The sequence below is a fragment of the Micromonospora sp. Utrum1 genome (assembly GCF_057197805.1).
Genome location: NZ_CM170071.1, coordinates 4,585,050 through 4,598,731, shown reverse-complemented (window position 1 = coordinate 4,598,731; position 13,682 = coordinate 4,585,050). Strand labels below are relative to the sequence as shown.

Sequence of the window (13,682 nt, the reverse complement as noted above, 5' to 3'; positions counted from 1 at the left end):
GGTCCCCTGGGTATGAACATCCGGGCGACGCTGCGGCGGGCGACGACCACCGCCTAGCGTGAGCCACGAGACGAAACCCCGACGACCGGGAGGTCCAGCGCATGAGCAGGCACGACGAACCCAACGAGTACGGCTTCGCCGGGGGCGCCACCGCTCCGGAGCCGCCGGCCGGCGGGCGCTCCGACGAGCAGGACCGGATCGAGGCGATCGCGGTCCCGGGCGACGACCTCACCGAGCCGGTCACGGACGCGCTGGAGGAGGAGACCGAGGAGCGCGGCGAGGAGCGCCGGGCCGACCGCCGCCGCTGAACCCGAGGCGCGCCGGCCGCGGTGGCGGTCGGCGCGCGAGCCAGGCCGGCTAACCCTGGTAGACGTCCGGGATGCCGTCGCCGTCGGAGTCCCGGCTCTCCCGCTCGCTGATCCGCCGGTAGACCCGGTTGCGCCGGACCAGCACCGTCGAGGCGAGCCCGGCCGAGACCAGCGAGCCGAGCAGCACGGCGGCCTTCACCCGCTCGTCCTCGGGGCTGCCCGGCCCGAACGCCAACTCGCCGACGAGCAGCGACACGGTGAAGCCGATGCCGGCCAGCAGGGCCAGCCCGGCCAGGTCCGCCCAGGTGATGTCCTCGTCAAGTTCCGCGCGGGTGAAACGGGCGAGCAGGAACGTGGAGCCCAACACCCCGACCGTCTTGCCGAGGACCAGCCCGGCGGCCACCCCGAGCACCACCGGGTCGGTGAGCACCGCGGCCAGGTCGACGTCGACCAGGGTCACCCCGGCGGCGAAGAACGCGAAGATCGGCACCGCGAGGCCCGCCGAGATCGGGCGCCAGCGGTGCTCCAGCCGCTCGGCCAGCCCGGGCCCGCCGCCCCTGGGGGCGAGCACGGGCACGGTGAAGCCGAGCAGCACCCCGGCCACCGTGGAGTGCACGCCGGAGGCGTGCACCAGCGCCCAGGCGGTCACGGCGAGCGGGAGCAGCGCCCACCACCAGGTGTGGCGGCGCCGCACCAGCAGCCCGAAGGCGGCGATCGGCAGCAGCGCGGCGATCAGCGGCAGCGGGTGGAGGTCGGCGGTGTAGAAGACCGCGATGATGACGATCGCGAAGAGGTCGTCGACCACCGCGAGGGTGAGCAGGAAGGCGCGCAGCCCCTGCGGCAGGTGCGAGCTGACCACGGCGAGGACGGCGAGCGCGAAGGCGATGTCGGTGGCGGTGGGGATCGCCCAGCCGCGCAGCCCCACCCCGCCGGCGCTGAGCGTCACCGTCAGGTAGACCAGCGCCGGCACGACCATGCCGCCCATGGCGGCCACCACCGGCAGCGCCGCACGGCGCGGGTCGCGCAGGTCACCGGCCACGAACTCCCGCTTGAGCTCCAGGCCGACCACGAAGAAGAAGATCGCCAGCATGCCGTCGGCGGCCCAGGTGGCGAGGTTGAGGTCCAGGTGCAGCCCGGCGCCGCCCGGCCACGGCACCCAGTCACCAAGTTCGGCGTACGCGGCGCGCCAGGGGGAGTTGGCCCAGACCATCGCGATGAGCGCGCCGAGCAGGAGCAGGCCGCCGCCGACGGTCTCCGTGCGCAGCACGTCGGCCAGGAAGCGGGCCTCCGGCCAGGACCGGCGGGACAGCAGGCGGGAGGAGGGCGGGGTGGTGCGTTCGGTCATGCGGCGTCCGTTCCGGGAGCAGGGTCGGCGAAGCGATCGCCGACCAGGCTTCCCGGCACACCGGTTCCGACCCTATCCGGCCGCCGGCCCGCCCGCGACTCGCCGGAAATCCGCCGCACCACGCGGCCGTGTCCAGCGTTAACAGGGAGAAGGCGGCCACCCCGGGTGGCCCGACGATCCACGGGTTGCCTCGGTGAGTGCTCTCTAAATGGGAGGATTTAGACCGTCTGTGCGGTCCTGGTCGTTTACATTCATCGAGTCGCTTACCGTGAGGTATAGGCGTTTCGATCCTGGCACGCGTACTGGGGTTATTAGGGGGCTTTCGTGCAGTTTTATCGGCAGACCGGCGCGTCGCGAGGGGGAGCGTGATGGACGTTCTCAGCTACCTGCGCCTGGTCCGACGCCACTGGTGGATCGTGCTGGTCACGGTGATGATCGCCCTGGGCACCGCCGCTCTCGTGACGGTCCGCACGGCGCCCCGTTACGAGGCCTCGGTGACCTTCTTCGTCACCACGCCCAGCCAGGGCGTCACCGACGCCTACCAGGGCGGCCTCTTCCTCCAGCAGCGGGTGAAGTCCTACGGTGACCTGCTCACTAGCGACCGGCTGGCGCAGAGCGTGGTCGCCGAGGCCCCGCTCGGGCTCACTGCCGACCAGGTGCAGCGCCGGATCGTCACCTCCACCGAGGCCGGCACGGTGCTGCTCAAGGCCACCATCACCGACACCGACCAGACCCGGGCGCTGAAGACCACCGAGACGCTCTCGGCCAAGTTCATCGAGCTGGTGCAGAAGGTGGAGACCCCGCCGGACGGCAAGGCGCCGCCGATCAAGCTCGAGGTGGTCAGCGGTCCGCGGGTGACGTCCAGCCCGGTCTCGCCGCAGCCCGTGCGGAACCTGGTCATCGGCGGCCTCCTGGGGCTGCTGCTCGGCGCCGGGCTGGCCGTCCTGCGCGGGCTGGCCGACGTCCGGATGCGGGACGCCGCCGCGCTCCAGCGGGTGACCGGCAGCCCGCTGCTGGGCGAGATCCCGTTCGAGTCCGGCGCCAAGGCGGCCCCGCTGATCGTCGGCGAGGCGGCCAACTCGCGGCGCGCCGAGGCGGTCCGCAAGCTCCGCACCAACCTGCGCTTCGTCGACGTGCACGAGCCGGCCCGGGTCATCGCGGTAACGAGCGCCCTGCAGGGCGAGGGGAAGACCACCATGGCCTGCAACACGGCCATCGCGTTGGCCGAGGCGGGCTGGCGGGTGCTGCTCATCGACGCCGACCTGCGCCGTCCCAAGGTCGCCGACTACCTCGGTCTTGACGGCGGGGTGGGGCTCACCGACGTGCTCGTCGGCGACGTCCAGGTCGGCGACGTGGTGCAGCGGTGGGGCGACAAGTCGCTGCTGGTGCTGCCCAGCGGCGCCACCCCGCCCAACCCCAGCGAGCTGCTCGGCTCCAAGGCGATGGCGGACCTGCTCGTGGCGCTGCGCGAGTCGGCGGACATCGTCATCATCGACACCGCTCCGCTGCTCGCCGTCACCGACGGCGTGGTGGTGGCCGTGCAGGCCGACGGTGCGCTGCTGGTCACCCAGCAGGGCCGGACCTCGCGCAGCCAGGTGGCCGCGGCGGCCCAGTCGCTGCACTCGGTCTCGGTGCGCCTGCTCGGCTGCGTGCTGAACATGGCCAAGGTGGCCAAGGTGGACGCCTACCAGTACGAGGCGTACAAGGTGGTCGTGCCGGCCGCCGCGCCGTCCGTCCCCACCGACCGGGCCGGGGCGGCCCGGCGCGGGGAGCCGGCCGCCGTGGGCGACCACACCCAGGAACTCAGCCGGCTGTCCCGATGAGCGCGAGCACCGGTCGGATGGACCGCTCGATCTCCTCGGCACAGCGCCGGAAGTCGGCCGGCGAGCCGCCGATCGGGTCGCGGAGGTCGTCCGCGTCGGGGGTGGCGGGTTGCAGCCGCCCCCGGGCGCGGGCGGCCGCCGCCACGGCGGCCCGCAGCGGGGTGCGCTCGGGCGTGGCGGCGGGCTCGGTCACCTCGGCCGGCTCGGCCGTGGCGGCCGCGGCGGCCAGCCGGGCGAACTGGCGGAGCGTGAAGGTCCGGGGCAGCGCCGCCGGGGCGAGCGCGGTGCAGACCGAGCGCTGCCGCCGGGTCGCGGTCAGCACCAGGGTGGCCCGGGTCAGGTGTTCCGGGCGGAGCCGGCGAGTGCGGAACGCCGCCGGGTCCGCCCCGGTCCCGGCGGCCACCTCGACCGCATACGGGTGCATGGCCGCCCCGTCGAGGGCGTCGGTGCCCGCGCTGGTCACCGTGACCGGCAGGTCGCGGAGCAGCCGCCGGGCGATGAACTCCGCCATCGGTGACCGGCACATGTTGGCGTGGCAGACGAACAGCACCCCGTCGACCATCTGCACCCCTCTCGTCGGCATGGTCGCGGGACACGGCGCCGCGACGGCGATGTTCCGGCGATCGCGGCCGGACGCAGAGGGGATGCTGGCATCGTACGGGGTGCCGGGGCCCGCGCGCCGGGAAGCCACGCCGGGAGCGCGGCCATGAAGATCGGCATCCTGTCGTACCACTTCCCGCCGGAGCCCGCGTTCATCCCGGGCAGCCTGGCCGAGGAGCTAACCGCCCGCGGCCACGAGGTCCGGGTGCTCACCGGCTTCCCCGACTATCCCGGCGGCCACGTCTATCCCGGCTGGCAGCAGCGCTGGCGGCACCAGACGCACAGCGAGCGGCTGACCGTCCGCCGGGTGCCCCGGTACGCCGGCGGCGACGGCTCCGCCGGGGCGCGGATGGCCAGCTGGCTCTCCTTCGCCGGCAGCGTGGCGCTGACCGGCCGGCGCTACCTCGGCGACGTCGACGCCCTGTACGTCTTCCAGCTCCCGGCGGTCACCTTCGCCGCGGCCGGCCTGCTGCGGCTGCTCGGCCGGGTGCCGGCCGTGCTGCACGTGCAGGACCTCTGGCGGGAGGAGGATCCGTCCCGAGCGGGGGAGACCCGCCGGTGGTCGGGCCGGCTGGACGCCACCCTGCGCCGGATCTACCAGGAGGCGGGAGCCGTCGCGGTCACCGCACCCTCCATGCGCGACCTGGTGGTCGCGGGGGGCGCCGACCCGGACCGGGTCCGGGTGGTGCTCAACTGGACCGACGAGCGGATCTTCCGCCCGACCGAGCCCAGCCGGGCGGCCCGGCGGCTGATCCGCCGGGACGACCGCTGCGTGGTGATGCACGCCGGCACGATCGGCGTACGGCAGGGGCTGGAGACCGCGGTGCGCGCGGCGGTCGCGCTCGACGACCGGATGGACCTGGTCCTGGTCGGCTCCGGAGCCGAGGAGCGGCGGGTGCGGGGGCTCGCCGCCGAACTCCAGGCCGACAACGTCCGGTTCGTCGACCGACGGTCCCCGTTGGACATGCCCGAGCTGTACGCGGCGGCCGACTACCAGCTCGTCATGCTGCGTGACCTGCCGGAGCTGCGCGGCATGGTGCCCGGCAAGCTCCAGGCCGCGCTCTCCTGCGCCGCTCCGGTGGTCGCCTCGGCCGGCGGCGACACGGTGGCCCTGGTGGAACGGGCCCGGGCCGGGCTGTCCTGCCCGCCGGAGGACTGGGCCGCGCTGGCGGACCGGTTCTGGCTCGCCTCGGCGATCCCGCCGCCGGCCCGGATGGACATGGGTCGCCGGGGGCGGGACGCCTACCTGCGGGAGATGTCGCTGCGGGCCGGCGTCGACCGGATCGAGCGGCTGCTGCACGAGGTCTCGACGCGCGCCGCAGACGCCCGCCGCTGACCGGAGCGACGCCCGCCGCTGACCGGAGCGAACCTCACGAAACCGACACCTGACACCAAGGTGCCTGATTGCGCCACGAACGCGTGGAGATTCGTGCTAGAAAGCGATCAAACGTCATTGGTGTCCGGTTTCGAGCCTGGGGAGAGTGGTGTGACGGAAAGCGGTGGGTTGTCCCGCCGGCGGCGGCGTTCCCGGCGTCGCAGCCGGGCCCGGGTACGCCGGTTCCTGCTCGTCGGGCTGGTCGTCGTCTCGGTGCTGCTGGCTACCGGCGGCTGGGTCGGGTTCCGGGGGTGGCAGGCCCGGGCGCACCTGCTCAACGCGGCCGGGCTGGCCCAGGAGCTCAGCACCCAGGTGGTCGGCGGCGACGCCGCCCGCGCCCAGCGCACCCTCGCGGCGCTCCAGGAGCAGGCCGCCGCCGCCCGGAGCGCAACGGGCGACCCGGGCTGGTGGCTCGGCCAGCAGGCCCCGTACGCGGGCGACGACCTGGCCGCCGTACGCCAGATCGCGGTGGCCGTGGACGACCTGGCCCGCCTGGCCTTCCCCACCCTGCTCCGGGTCGACCTCGCCTCGCTGGTGCCGAAGGAGGGGCGGCTCGACCTGGGCCGGCTGCGCGCCGTCTCGGCCGAGGTCTCCGCCGCCGACCGCGCGGTGCGGGACACCGGTGCCCGGTTGCGCGCCGTGTCGACCGACGACCTCGTCGAACAGGTCCGGGACGCGGTCGCCGGGTTGCGGACCGAACTGGACCGGCTGGGCGAGCTCACCGCCGCGGCGGACCAGGGCGCCCGGCTGCTGCCGGCGCTGCTCGGAGCCGACGGCCCCCGCAGCTACCTGCTCGTCTCCCAGAACCCGGCCGAGTTGCGCGCCACCGGGGGGATGTTCGGCGCGCACGCGGTGCTGCGGGCCGAGAACGGCCGGATCCGGATGTCCGGCCAGAACAGCGCGAGCAGCCTGGGGCTGTTCACCCCGCCGCTGCCGGTGAGCCAGGAGGTGCGGCGGCTCTGGAACGACCTGCCCGGGACGTACCCGGCGGATGTCAACCTCAGCCCGGACTTCCCGACCGCGGCGGCGCTCTACCGGGAGATGGTCCGCCGCCGCACCGGCACGGCGGTGGACGGGGTGCTCGCGGTGGATCCGCTGGTGCTGTCGTATCTGCTCGGCGTGATCGGGCCGGTCACCGTGCCGGACCGGCCGAGTCTGGCCGGCAGCACGGTGGTCCGGACTCTGCTCAGCGACGCCTACCGGACGCTCGACACCCGGGAGCAGGACACCTATTTCGCGCAGGCCGCGTCCGCCGTGTTCGACGCGCTCTTCACCAAGGCGGTGAATCCAAGGGCTCTTTTGACCGTTTTCAACCGTTCTATTGCAGAACGTCGGATATTGTTCTGGAGTGTCCACCCCGCAGAGCAGCGCGTCCTCGGCGACAGCCGGTTGGCCGGGAAGCTCCGCGAGAAGGACACCGTGCCCACTGTCGGCGTGTTCCTCAACGACGGCAGCGGCGCGAAGCTCGGCTACTACCTGAGGTTCTCGGCAACCGTGACGGTCGGCGACTGCCAGCCGGACGGGCGCCGGGAGCTGCGGCTCCGGGTCACGGTCCACTCCACCGCCCCGAAGTCGGGCCTGACCAAGTCGGTCACCGGCCTCGCGCTCTCCGGCGATCCGTACACCGCCCGCACCTTCGTGTCGGTGTACACGCCGACCGGAGGGGCGGTGCTCGGCGGGCGGCTCGACGGCCGGGACGCCCGGATGGGCAGCGGGACCGCCGGTAGTCGCCAGGTGACCGTGGTGAACGTGGAGGTCAAGCCGGGTCGTACCCGGACCCTCGACGTCACCCTGCTCACCGGCAAGACGAGCGCCGGCACGGCCGAGCTGGTGCTCACACCCACCGTCACCCCATGGACCACCCAAGTTGTTTCCGCACCAAGCTGTGATCAGTAGGAGGGAATCCATCATGCGGCTATCCCGCATCTTCATGGCACTCACGGTCGGCCTGGCCGTGGCGGCCATGCCGACGGCGGCCGGCGCGGCACAGCCGCAGCCGCCCGTGTACCCGCCGGCGGAAGAAGTGTCGCTGACCGTCCAGCCGACCGCCATCTTCCTCGGCGAAACCTTCACCCTGACCGGCACGGGCTTCGCGCCCGGCGCGGTCACCATCAGTGTGGCGATCAGCGGCCTCCCCAACGCGGCACCCGCCCAGGGGACGGCCCGCCGCAGCGACGGGAGCGCCGTCGCGATGAGTGCGGTGGCCTACCAGCAGCCGCAGCCCGCGCCGACCGCGTTCACCGTGACGGCAAACGAGGCGGGCGAGTTCAGCGTCACCTACAAGCCCACCCGGACCGGGCGGTACCGCTTCACCGCCACCCAGGGGAATCGGTCGGACAGCGCCACGGGCATCGTCTACCCGGCGCGGCCGCACCGGCCGCCGCACGGCGGCGGCAACCTGCCGGTGACCGGCGACAGCCTCAGCACGCCGGTGAAGCTCGGCGGCGGCCTGGCCGGTGCGGGCGCGGTGCTCGTGCTGCTCTCCCTGGCCTGGCGTCGGCGCGATCGCTTCGGGATCGGCTCCCGCTGACCTGAGGCACCCCGGGCAGGGCCCGGACCGATCGTGAAGGTGCCCGCCGGACCAGGTCCGGCGGGCACCTTCACGCGTGCGGCAACGCCGGTGGCTGCGCCGCGCCCGGAACGGGTCTGGGTAGGGTGCCTCTCCATGAGAGCCCGGGTCCTGGCCGCCACCACCGTCGTCGCCCTGCTCGTCACCGGGGCACCGGCCCCGGCGGACGCCGCGCCGCCGGTGACCGCCGCCGCCGGGGCGGCGGTGCCCTGCCCGCGATTGCCGGCGCCGAAGGTGACCCGGCCGCCCCGTCCCACCCCGCCCCCGCCGGTGCCGGAACAGCAGGCCATCGGCGGGGACGCGCTGGCCACGTCGGGCCTGGTGACGCCGCCCGGCAGCCCGGCGCCCCCGGCGCTCACGGCCACCACCTGGCTGGTCGCCGACCTGGACAGCGGCGCCGTGCTTGGCGCCTGCGGCCCGCACGAGTACGCCACCCCGGCGAGCACCCAGAAGCTCCTGCTGGCCGCCACCATGCTGAACCGGCTCGACCCGAAGCAGGTGGCCACCGCGACCCGGGCCGACCTGGACATCGAGCGGGGCAGCTCGGCCGTCGGCCTGCTCGTCGGCGGGCGTTACGCGGTGGAGACGCTCTGGCTGGGGCTGCTGCTCCAGTCGGGCAACGACGCGGCGAACATGCTGGCCCGGCTCGGCGCCGGCAGCGCGGGCGCCGGCGTCGCCGAGATGAACGCCGAGGCGCACCGGCTGGGCGCCCGCCAGACCCACGCGGTGACCCCGTCCGGGCTGGACGGCCCCGACCAGTTCACCAGCGCGTACGACCTGGCGCTGATCGCCCGGGCGTGCTTCGCCGACGAGCGGTTCCGCCGCTACGCGCTGACCGAGCGGGCCCAGATCCCCGCCCAGCCCGCGCTCAAGGCCGGCGGCTTCCAGATTCAGAACGAGAACCAGCTGATCTACCGCTATCCGGGTGCCCTCGGCGGCAAGACCGGCTTCACCGAGCTGGCCCGGCACAGCTACGTCGGCGCCGCCCAGCGCGGCGGCCGGCGGCTCGTGGTCACCCTGCTCGGCGCCGAGGCCCGCCCGGTACGCGGCTGGCAGCAGGGCGCCCAGCTGCTCGACTGGGGCTTCGCGATGCCCCGGGACGCGTCGGTCGGCCGGCTGGTCGGCCCCGGCGAACTGGACGCCGAGCAGGCTGACACCAGCTCCTCCCCGGCAGCGGCCCGCCCGACCCCGCCGCCGCAGTGGCGGGGGCCGGCCGGGACCGCGCTGCGTCGGATGGCCGACGGCGACTGGCAGGTCATCGCACCCGCCGCCGGCCTGCTCGCCCTCACCGTGGGCGGGCTGGTGACCGCGCTGGTCGCCCGCCGTGGTCGGCGCCGCCGGGTCGGTCGCCGCCGCGCCTGACCGGCGCCGGCCGCGTACCGGTCGGGCGGATCGGCGGCGATGCCGCCCGCCCCGGCGGCCGGTCCCCCTATGGTCGGATCATGCGGGACAGCCGGCCAGCCGACGCAACCACGCCGGGCACGCCCCCAGCGGTGGACGGCCGCCCGGAAACCGCCCGCTGACTCCGGCGATGCGCCGGAGGCACCCACCGTCCGGCCGCCCGGCCCACGCCGTGCGGATCACCTGGCGGGACGTCTTCCTGCTGGTCATGCTCGGCCTGCTGGTGCACTTCCTGCTGCCCCAGCTCGGCCAGGTACGCGCCGCGCTGCACGCCCTGCGGCACGCCGACCCGCTCGCGGTGACCGGCTCGCTGCTCGCCGCGGCCGCCACCTACCTGTTCAGCGCGCTCGCGCTGCGGCTCGCCGTCGCCACCCCGGTGCCGCTCGGCCGCACGGTCGCCGTCCAGGTGGCCGCCGCCTTCGTCAACCGGCTCGCGCCCGGTGCGCTCGGCGGCGTGGCGCTGAGCCTTCGCTACCTGCACCGCCAGGGACTCACCGTGCCGGCCGCGGCCACCGCGGTCGCCGTGAACCGGGTCGCCGGTGTGCTGGCCGTCGCCCTGCTGCTGCCCGTCCTGCTGCCGTTCGCCCGGGGGACCCGTCGGCACCTGGCCGACGCCGCCGCCGGGCGAGGACTGGCCGTGCTGCTCACCGTGCTCGCCGTGCTGCTGGCCGTCGCCGTGGCGTTCGCCGTACCGCGGTGGCGAGCCCGGCTCGGGACGGCCCGGCGCCAGGCCACCGACGCCCTGCGCGCGCTGGCCCAGGGCGGCCGGATCGTGCCGCTGCTGACCGTGAGCGTGGCGCTGACCCTGGCCTACGGTGCCGCGCTCTGGCTGGCCCTGCTCGCCGTCGGGCTGTCCGCCGCGCCGGCGCTGCTCGCGCCGGTGGTGCTGGTGTGCGTGGTGGGGGAGGGGGTGGCCACCGCCGCGCCGACCCCCGGCGGGCTCGGCGCCACCGAGGCGGCCCTGGTCTCCGGCCTGCTGCTCTACGGCGTCCCGACCGAGACCGCGGTGGCCGGGGTGCTCGTCTACCGGCTGGCCACGTTCTGGCTGCCGGCGCTGCCCGGCTACGTGGCGTTACGGCTGCTCGTGCGGCGCGGCGCGGTCTGACCGACCGGCGCGTGGACGCGGTGACCACGGGTATCCGCCGCGCATGGAGCACGCGGGGCGGATCGTGGTGGTCTCCGCGGGACCGGGCGCCGGACCCGACCGGGACGCCGCCGAGCTGACCCGGCGGCTGCGCGGCCTGGGCTTCGCGGTGGACCGGCTGAGCCTCCCGGAGCTGCTGCCCCGGGTGCCCTGGCGTTGCCTGCTCCTGACCAGCCGGTTCCGGGTGTCCACGGCCGTGCTCCGGTTGCTGCTGCGCCCGGTCCGGCGCCGGGTCCGCCGGTCGATCCCGCCGGACGCCCGGGCGGTCGTGACGACCTCCCCGATCGCCGACCAGCTGCTGGGGCCGCTGCGCCGGCAGGGGCGGCTGTGCGTCCCGGTCATCTCCTCCGGTGCCGACCCCGTAACCCGCCCCACCCCCGGCGTGGACATCCACTGCACGGCCCGAACCGACCCGGCGGGCCGTCACCGGGAGCGGTGCGTCGACCCGACGCGGCTGGTAGCGGAGGCGGCGAGCCGGTCCGCGACCGCCGGACCCGACGAGCCTGGCCGCTGGCGGCTGCTGGACGCGGTCGGCGACGCGGTGGCCGTGGTCGCCGCGCTGCTCCAGTCCACCGGCCGCGTCCCGTGAGAGCCGCCGCAGCACGCCGCCGGCCACCCGCTTGCGGTCGAGGCCGCACTCGGCGGCACCGCCGCGCCAGCGGGCGGGCCGGGCAGCCTACCGCCGCGGGCGGGTCGCCGGACGCGAATGGGCGAGCAGGCGACCCGATCGGGTCGGCGTGGCTACCGTCCCGGTTCATGAGGACCTGGGGACCGTCGGTGGCACTCGCCGCCGCCCTGCTCGTGCCTGCATCGATGCTGCCCGCGCCCGCTGTGGCGGGCGCCCGGACCGGCGGGCCGGCCGTCCGGGTCGGCCGGCTGCCCGCCGGGGCGCCGCCCTGCCCGAACGTGCCCGCCCCGGCGATCCGGCCCCCGAAGCCGCCGCCCGCGGCCGACCCGGCCGCACGGGCGGTGGGCGGCGCCGCCCTGGCCACCGCCGGCCTGGTCCTGCCGCCGGTCGCGCCCGCTCCGCCGGCGGTGACCGCGACCTCCTGGGTGGTCGCCGACCTGGACAGCGGCGCGGTACTCGGCGGCTGCGGCCCGCACGAGTACGGCGTACCGGCCAGCGTGCAGAAGCTGCTGCTGGCCGCCACCATGCTGCCGAGGCTGGACCCGGACCGCGAGGTCACCGTGACCGACGAGGACCTGGCCATCGAGCCGGGCAGCTCGGCGGTGGGGCTGGCCGCGGGCGGGCGGTACCGGATCGAGACGATCTGGCTGGGCCTGCTGTTGAAGTCCGGCAACGAGGCGGCCAACGCCCTGGCCCGGCTGGGCGGCGGTCCGGACGGGACGGCCGGGGGCATCCGCGCGATGAACGAGGAGGCCCGGCGGCTCGGCGCGCGGCAGACCCACGCGTTCACGCCGTCCGGCCTGGACGGTCCGGGCCAGTTCACCAGCGCGTACGACCTGGCGTTGATCGCCCGGGCATGCTTCGCCGACCCGGCGTTCCGGCGGTACACGGCCACCCGGACCGCGGAGGTGCCCGCCCAGCCGGCGCTGCGCGAGAAGGCGTTCCAGATTCAGAACGACAACATGCTGCTCGACCACTATCCGGGCGCGATCGGCGGCAAGACCGGCTTCACGGACCTGGCCCGGCACACGTACGTCGGCGCGGCCGAGCGCGGCGGCCGGCGGCTGGTGGTGACCCTGCTCGGCGCGGAGATCCCCACGCAGCGCGGCTGGCAGCAGGGCGCCGCCCTGCTCGACTGGGGCTTCGCCCTGCCGCGGGACGCGGCGGTCGGCCGGCTGGTCCGCCCCGGCGAACTGGACCGGGTCGCCGCGTCGCCGACCGGGGCGGCGTCGGCCCTCGCCGAGGGCGCGGGGCTGGGGGGCGCCGGCTTCGCGGCCACCGACGCGTGGCCGGGCACCGGCCCCTCGGTGGCCGTCGGGGTGGTGCTGGTGGCCGGGGGAGCGGTGCTGCTGGGCCGGCGCCGCCGGCACGCCGCCGCCCTCGCCGCGATGCCGCCCGGGGCGGCCGTGCCGGGAGCGAAGATGCCGGAGGACGACTGAAAGGGCTTCGTCCTACCGGCCGGCGGGGCGGGCGGTGCTGTCGCGCACCACCAGTTCGGTGGCCAGCTCCACGCGCGGCGACTCGATCTCCTCGCCCTGGGCCAGGCGCAGCACCGTGCGGGCGGCGAGCCGGCCCATCTCCACCAGCGGCTGGCGCACCGTGGTCAGCGGCGGGGACGCCCACCGGGCCTCCGGCAGGTCGTCGAAGCCCACGATGCTCACCTCGTCGGCGACCCGCAGCCCGCGCCGGCGGACGGCCTCGTAGACCCCGAAGGCCATCTGGTCGCTGGCCGCGAAGATCGCGGTGGGCGGGTCGTCGAGATCGAGCAGGTTGCTGCCGGCGGTGAAGCCGGAGGCGTGGTAGAAGTCGCCAGGCTGCACCAGCCGGTCGTCCAGCGGTACGCCGGCCGCCTCCAGCGCGGCCCGGTAGCCGTCCAGCCGGGCTCGGCTGCACAGCAGGTGCGTGGGGCCGGCCACGAAACCGATCCGGCGGTGCCCGAGGCCGAGCAGGTGCTCGGTCGCGGTCAGGCCGCCCGACCAGTTGGTCGCCCCGATCGCCGGCACGTCCGTGCCCGGCACCCCGGCGGCCGGGTCGACCACCACGACCGGCACGTTGAGCCGGCGCAACTGGGCGTGCACGGGCGGGGTCAGGTGGGAGGTCACCACGATGACCCCGTCCGAGGCGCGGGCACGCAGGTTCTGCAGCCACTGCCGGGTCGAGGTGGACTCGCGGTGGATCGCCGAGACGACGGTGCCCACCCCGACGGTGTGGCCGACGTCCTCCACGCCCCGGATGATCTCCACAGCCCACGGGCTGTCGAGGTCGTTGAAGACCAGGTCGACCAGGTCCGCCCGGCGCACCGCGCGGCTGCCCCGGCGTCGGTAGCCATGGTGGCGCAGCAGTTCCTCGACCCGTTCCCGGGTGCCCGGGGCGACGTCCGAGCGCCCGTTGAGCACCCGGGACACGGTCGGCACCGAGACACCGGCCTCCCGCGCGATCACGGTGATGGTCACCCTGCGCTCGTCGTCCCCGCTCACCCGTGTCTCCTT

Annotated in this window: 12 protein-coding genes; 9 read left to right on the top strand and 3 right to left on the bottom strand. The window is 75.4% G+C overall.

Going from position 1 to position 13,682, the window contains the following annotated elements; all coding sequences use genetic code 11:
* Nucleotides 1-101 precede the first annotated feature (101 nt).
* The gene (locus AC0OLQ_RS21595) at nucleotides 102-308 is read left to right on the top strand and encodes a hypothetical protein (RefSeq protein WP_357340461.1); all 207 of its coding nucleotides are present in this window, start codon (nucleotides 102-104) and stop codon (nucleotides 306-308) included.
* Nucleotides 309-357: 49 nt separating this feature from the next.
* Here the strand turns inward: AC0OLQ_RS21595 and nhaA are convergent, their stop codons facing one another.
* A complete protein-coding gene (nhaA, locus tag AC0OLQ_RS21590; protein ID WP_484527741.1) occupies nucleotides 358-1,653 on the bottom strand; it encodes a Na+/H+ antiporter NhaA in 1,296 nt (431 codons plus the stop codon).
* Between the two features lie 368 nt (nucleotides 1,654-2,021).
* On the opposite strand from nhaA, the gene AC0OLQ_RS21585 reads away from it, so the two are divergent.
* Nucleotides 2,022-3,476 (top strand): tyrosine-protein kinase domain-containing protein, encoded by a 1,455-nt coding sequence (locus AC0OLQ_RS21585; RefSeq protein WP_484527740.1) that lies wholly within the window; start codon nucleotides 2,022-2,024, stop codon nucleotides 3,474-3,476.
* Here the strand turns inward: AC0OLQ_RS21585 and AC0OLQ_RS21580 are convergent.
* Nucleotides 3,457-4,059, bottom strand: a complete 603-nt coding sequence (locus AC0OLQ_RS21580) for an arsenate reductase/protein-tyrosine-phosphatase family protein (RefSeq protein ID WP_484527739.1) — start codon at nucleotides 4,057-4,059, stop codon at nucleotides 3,457-3,459. The two genes, AC0OLQ_RS21585 and AC0OLQ_RS21580, sit on opposite strands and share 20 nt — an antisense overlap.
* A gap of 123 nt (nucleotides 4,060-4,182) precedes the next feature.
* Between AC0OLQ_RS21580 and AC0OLQ_RS21575 the strand changes: the two genes are divergently transcribed.
* The 7 genes from AC0OLQ_RS21575 (at nucleotide 4,183) to AC0OLQ_RS21545 (ending at nucleotide 12,632) form a co-directional block, all read left to right on the top strand.
* Nucleotides 4,183-5,412, top strand: coding sequence for a glycosyltransferase family 4 protein (locus AC0OLQ_RS21575; RefSeq protein ID WP_484527738.1), 1,230 nt, complete (start codon nucleotides 4,183-4,185; stop codon nucleotides 5,410-5,412).
* A gap of 150 nt (nucleotides 5,413-5,562) precedes the next feature.
* Nucleotides 5,563-7,347, top strand: coding sequence for a DUF4012 domain-containing protein (locus tag AC0OLQ_RS21570; RefSeq protein ID WP_484527737.1), 1,785 nt, complete (start codon nucleotides 5,563-5,565; stop codon nucleotides 7,345-7,347).
* A 13-nt stretch (nucleotides 7,348-7,360) separates the two neighbouring features.
* Nucleotides 7,361-7,981, top strand: coding sequence for a hypothetical protein (locus tag AC0OLQ_RS21565; protein WP_484527736.1), 621 nt, complete (start codon nucleotides 7,361-7,363; stop codon nucleotides 7,979-7,981).
* 135 nt (nucleotides 7,982-8,116) lie between these two features.
* Nucleotides 8,117-9,382: a D-alanyl-D-alanine carboxypeptidase family protein gene (locus AC0OLQ_RS21560; RefSeq protein ID WP_484527735.1), complete on the top strand. Its 1,266-nt coding sequence runs from the start codon at nucleotides 8,117-8,119 to the stop codon at nucleotides 9,380-9,382.
* A gap of 169 nt (nucleotides 9,383-9,551) precedes the next feature.
* A complete protein-coding gene (locus tag AC0OLQ_RS21555; RefSeq protein ID WP_484527734.1) occupies nucleotides 9,552-10,526 on the top strand; it encodes a lysylphosphatidylglycerol synthase transmembrane domain-containing protein in 975 nt (324 codons plus the stop codon).
* Nucleotides 10,527-10,569: 43 nt separating this feature from the next.
* Nucleotides 10,570-11,154 carry a hypothetical protein gene (locus AC0OLQ_RS21550; protein ID WP_484527733.1) on the top strand — a complete coding sequence of 195 codons (585 nt, stop codon included), beginning with the start codon at nucleotides 10,570-10,572 and terminating at the stop codon, nucleotides 11,152-11,154.
* Nucleotides 11,155-11,321: 167 nt separating this feature from the next.
* Entirely contained in the window at nucleotides 11,322-12,632 is a 1,311-nt protein-coding gene (locus AC0OLQ_RS21545; protein ID WP_484527732.1) for a D-alanyl-D-alanine carboxypeptidase family protein, read from the top strand.
* A 12-nt stretch (nucleotides 12,633-12,644) separates the two neighbouring features.
* Here AC0OLQ_RS21545 and AC0OLQ_RS21540 read toward each other — a convergent pair whose 3' ends face one another.
* Nucleotides 12,645-13,670, bottom strand: a complete 1,026-nt coding sequence (locus tag AC0OLQ_RS21540; protein ID WP_484527731.1) for a LacI family DNA-binding transcriptional regulator — start codon at nucleotides 13,668-13,670, stop codon at nucleotides 12,645-12,647.
* Nucleotides 13,671-13,682 lie beyond the last annotated feature (12 nt).

Coding starts and splice junctions, on each gene's coding strand:
- AC0OLQ_RS21595 (WP_357340461.1), top strand. CDS start 102: ATGAGCAGGCACGACGAACCCAACGAGTACGGCTTCGCCGGGGGCGCC.
- nhaA (WP_484527741.1), bottom strand. CDS start 1,653: ATGACCGAACGCACCACCCCGCCCTCCTCCCGCCTGCTGTCCCGCCGG.
- AC0OLQ_RS21585 (WP_484527740.1), top strand. CDS start 2,022: ATGGACGTTCTCAGCTACCTGCGCCTGGTCCGACGCCACTGGTGGATC.
- AC0OLQ_RS21580 (WP_484527739.1), bottom strand. CDS start 4,059: ATGCCGACGAGAGGGGTGCAGATGGTCGACGGGGTGCTGTTCGTCTGC.
- AC0OLQ_RS21575 (WP_484527738.1), top strand. CDS start 4,183: ATGAAGATCGGCATCCTGTCGTACCACTTCCCGCCGGAGCCCGCGTTC.
- AC0OLQ_RS21565 (WP_484527736.1), top strand. CDS start 7,361: ATGCGGCTATCCCGCATCTTCATGGCACTCACGGTCGGCCTGGCCGTG.
- AC0OLQ_RS21560 (WP_484527735.1), top strand. CDS start 8,117: ATGAGAGCCCGGGTCCTGGCCGCCACCACCGTCGTCGCCCTGCTCGTC.
- AC0OLQ_RS21555 (WP_484527734.1), top strand. CDS start 9,552: ATGCGCCGGAGGCACCCACCGTCCGGCCGCCCGGCCCACGCCGTGCGG.
- AC0OLQ_RS21550 (WP_484527733.1), top strand. CDS start 10,570: ATGGAGCACGCGGGGCGGATCGTGGTGGTCTCCGCGGGACCGGGCGCC.
- AC0OLQ_RS21545 (WP_484527732.1), top strand. CDS start 11,322: ATGAGGACCTGGGGACCGTCGGTGGCACTCGCCGCCGCCCTGCTCGTG.